This window comes from Catenulispora subtropica, from assembly GCF_039531675.1.
GTDB classification, from domain to species: domain Bacteria; phylum Actinomycetota; class Actinomycetes; order Streptomycetales; family Catenulisporaceae; genus Catenulispora; species Catenulispora subtropica.
The window spans coordinates 1-3,409 of the sequence record NZ_BAAAQM010000116.1; the positions used below are offsets into that span (position 1 = coordinate 1).

Here is a 3,409-nt window from a genome sequence, read left to right on the forward strand (position 1 = left end):
GAAATTTAGTCCGGCCGCGTCCTACTCTCCCACCAGGTCCCCCTGGCAGTACCATCGGCGCTGGCGGGCTTAGCTTCCGGGTTCGGAATGGGACCGGGCGTTTCCCCGCCGCCATGGCGGCCGTAACACTACGAGACACACCAGCCAAGACAAACAAGTCTCAGGACCAGTGGGGGTCTCAGATCTGAGCAGTGGATGCGAGCAAGAAAAACTTGGAAAAAATCAGCTTTGTGGTCAAGCCCTCGGCCTATTAGTACCGGTCCGCTCCACACCTCACGATGCTTCCACGCCCGGCCTATCAACCCGGTAGTCTGCCGGGAGCCTTACCCCATCAAGTGGGTGGGAGACCTCATCTTGAAGCAGGTTTCCCGCTTAGATGCTTTCAGCGGTTATCCTTCCCGAACGTAGCCAACCAGCCATGCCCCTGGCGGGACAACTGGCACACCAGAGGTCCGTCCATCCCGGTCCTCTCGTACTAGGGACAGCCCTTCTCAAGTCTCCTGCGCGCGCAGCGGATAGGGACCGAACTGTCTCACGACGTTCTAAACCCAGCTCGCGTACCGCTTTAATGGGCGAACAGCCCAACCCTTGGGACCTACTCCAGCCCCAGGATGCGACGAGCCGACATCGAGGTGCCAAACCATCCCGTCGATATGGACTCTTGGGGAAGATCAGCCTGTTATCCCCAGGGTACCTTTTATCCGTTGAGCGACCACGCTTCCACAAGCCATGGCCGGATCACTAGTCCCAGCTTTCGCTCCTGCTCGACCCGTCGGTCTCACAGTCAAGCCCCCTTGTGCACTTGCACTCGCCACCTGATTGCCAACCAGGCTGAGGGAACCTTTGGGCGCCTCCGTTACCTTTTAGGAGGCAACCGCCCCAGTTAAACTACCCACCAGACACTGTCCCTGATCCGGATCACGGACCGAGGTTAGACATCCAACACGATCAGAGTGGTATTTCAACGCCGGCTCCACCCGAACTAGCGTCCGAGCTTCACAGCCTCCCACCTATCCTACACAAACCGAGTCGAACACCAATATCAAGCTGTAGTGAAGGTCCTGGGGTCTTTCCGTCCTGCTGCGCGAAACGAGCATCTTTACTCGTAGTGCAATTTCGCCGGGTCCGTGGTTGAGACAGTCGAGAAGTCGTTACGCCATTCGTGCAGGTCGGAACTTACCCGACAAGGAATTTCGCTACCTTAGGATGGTTATAGTTACCACCGCCGTTTACTGGCGCTTAAGTTCTCAGCTTCGACCTTGCGGTCTAACCGGTCCCCTTAACGTTCCAGCACCGGGCAGGCGTCAGTCCGTATACATCGTCTTGCGACTTCGCACGGACCTGTGTTTTTAGTAAACAGTCGCTTCTCGCTGGTCTCTGCGACTTGCCACAGCTCAAGGCGCAAGGCCCATCACCACAACAAGTCCTCCTTCTCCCGAAGTTACGGAGGTATTTTGCCGAGTTCCTTAACCACGGTTCACCCGATCGCCTCGGTATTCTCTACCTGACCACCTGTGTCGGTTTGGGGTACGGGCCGCTCGGTCCTCGCTAGATGCTTTTCTCGACAGCATAGGATCACCCACTTCGCCCCTACGGGCTCGGCATCAGATCTCAGGCTATGTGGTGTGCGGATTTGCCTACACACCGCCCTACATCCTTACCCCGGGACAACCACCGCCCGGGTTGGGCTACCTTCCTGCGTCACACCATCGCTTGCCTACTAGGCGCTCGGGTCACCGGCTCCACCACACCCGAAACCCGAAGGTTCCAGGGGGCTTCACGGGCTTAGCATCACACCGGTCAGCATTGGGCGGACCTTCGCGGGTACGGGAATATCAACCCGTTGTCCATCGACTACGCCTGTCGGCCTCGCCTTAGGTCCCGACTCACCCTGGGCGGATTAGCCTGGCCCAGGAACCCTTGGTCATCCGGCGGCGACGTTTCTCACGTCGCATTCGCTACTCATGCCTGCATTCTCACTCGTGTACCGTCCACCCCTGGATCACTCCGAGGCTTCACCCGATACACGACGCTCCCCTACCCATCCACACGACTGACCGCTGTCTAGGCGGTGATCTGATGTGTGAATGACACGGCTTCGGCGGCGTGCTTGAGCCCCGCTACATTGTCGGCGCGGAATCACTTGACCAGTGAGCTATTACGCACTCTTTCAAGGGTGGCTGCTTCTAAGCCAACCTCCTGGTTGTCTATGCGACTCCACATCCTTTCCCACTTAGCACGCGCTTAGGGGCCTTAGCCGGTGTTCTGGGCTGTTTCCCTCTCGACGACGAAGCTTATCCCCCGCCGTCTCACTGCCGCGCTATCACTTCACCGGCATTCGGAGTTTGGCTGATTTCGGTAAGCTTGTGGGCCCCCTAGACCATCCAGTGCTCTACCTCCGGGAAGAAACACACGACGCTGCACCTAAATGCATTTCGGGGAGAACCAGCTATCACGTGGTTTGATTGGCCTTTCACCCCTAACCACAGGTCATCCCCCAGGTTTTCAACCCTGGTGGGTTCGGGCCTCCACGCGGTCTTACCCGCGCTTCACCCTGCCCATGGCTAGATCACCACGCTTCGGGTCTAGGGCATGCGACTCAAACGCCCTGTTCGGACTCGCTTTCGCTACGGCTACCCCACCCGGGTTAACCTCGCCACACACCGCTAACTCGCAGGCTCATTCTTCAAAAGGCACGCGGTCACAACCACCAACCGATGAATCGGCGGCGGCGTAGCTCCCACGGCTTGTAGGCACACGGTTTCAGGTACTCTTTCACTCCCCTCCCGGGGTACTTTTCACCTTTCCCTCACGGTACTAGTCCGCTATCGGTCACCAGGGAGTATTCAGGCTTAGCGGGTGGTCCCGCCAGATTCACACGGGATTTCTCGGGCCCCGTGCTACTTGGGATACTCTTCCGGAGCCAACAATGTTTCGTCTACGGGGGTATTACCCACTATGCCGGCGCTTTCGCATCGCCTTCGACTACACTGCTGGTTTCTTACTCCGCACCAGACCGGCAGATCTGATCGAAAAGTCCCACGACCCCGCCCGCGCAACCCCTGCCGGGTATCACACGCAGACGGTTTAGCCTCTTCCGGTTTCGCTCGCCACTACTCCCGGAATCACTGTTGTTTTCTCTTCCTGACGGTACTGAGATGTTTCACTTCCCGTCGTTCCCTCCACACGCCCTATATATTCAGGCGCGGGTGACCGCACTCACATACGGCCGGGTTCCCCCATTCGGACACCCTCGGATCACAGCTCGTTTGACAGCTCCCCGAGGCCTTTCGCGGCCTACCACGTCCTTCATCGGCTCCTGGTGCCAAGGCATCCACCGTGCGCCCTTAAAAACTTGGCCACAAAGATGCTCGCATCCACTGTTCAGATCTCAAACACCCACCGGCAC

2 rRNA genes are annotated in these 3,409 nt (G+C 58.3%); both read right to left on the reverse strand.

The features are described 5' to 3' along the window. Positions 1–8: 8 nt before the first annotated feature. Positions 9–125 (reverse strand): 5S ribosomal RNA (gene rrf / locus ABD466_RS44115). Between the two features lie 105 nt (positions 126–230). Beyond that, positions 231–3,361, reverse strand: a 23S ribosomal RNA gene (locus ABD466_RS44120). Positions 3,362–3,409: the final 48 nt, after the last annotated feature.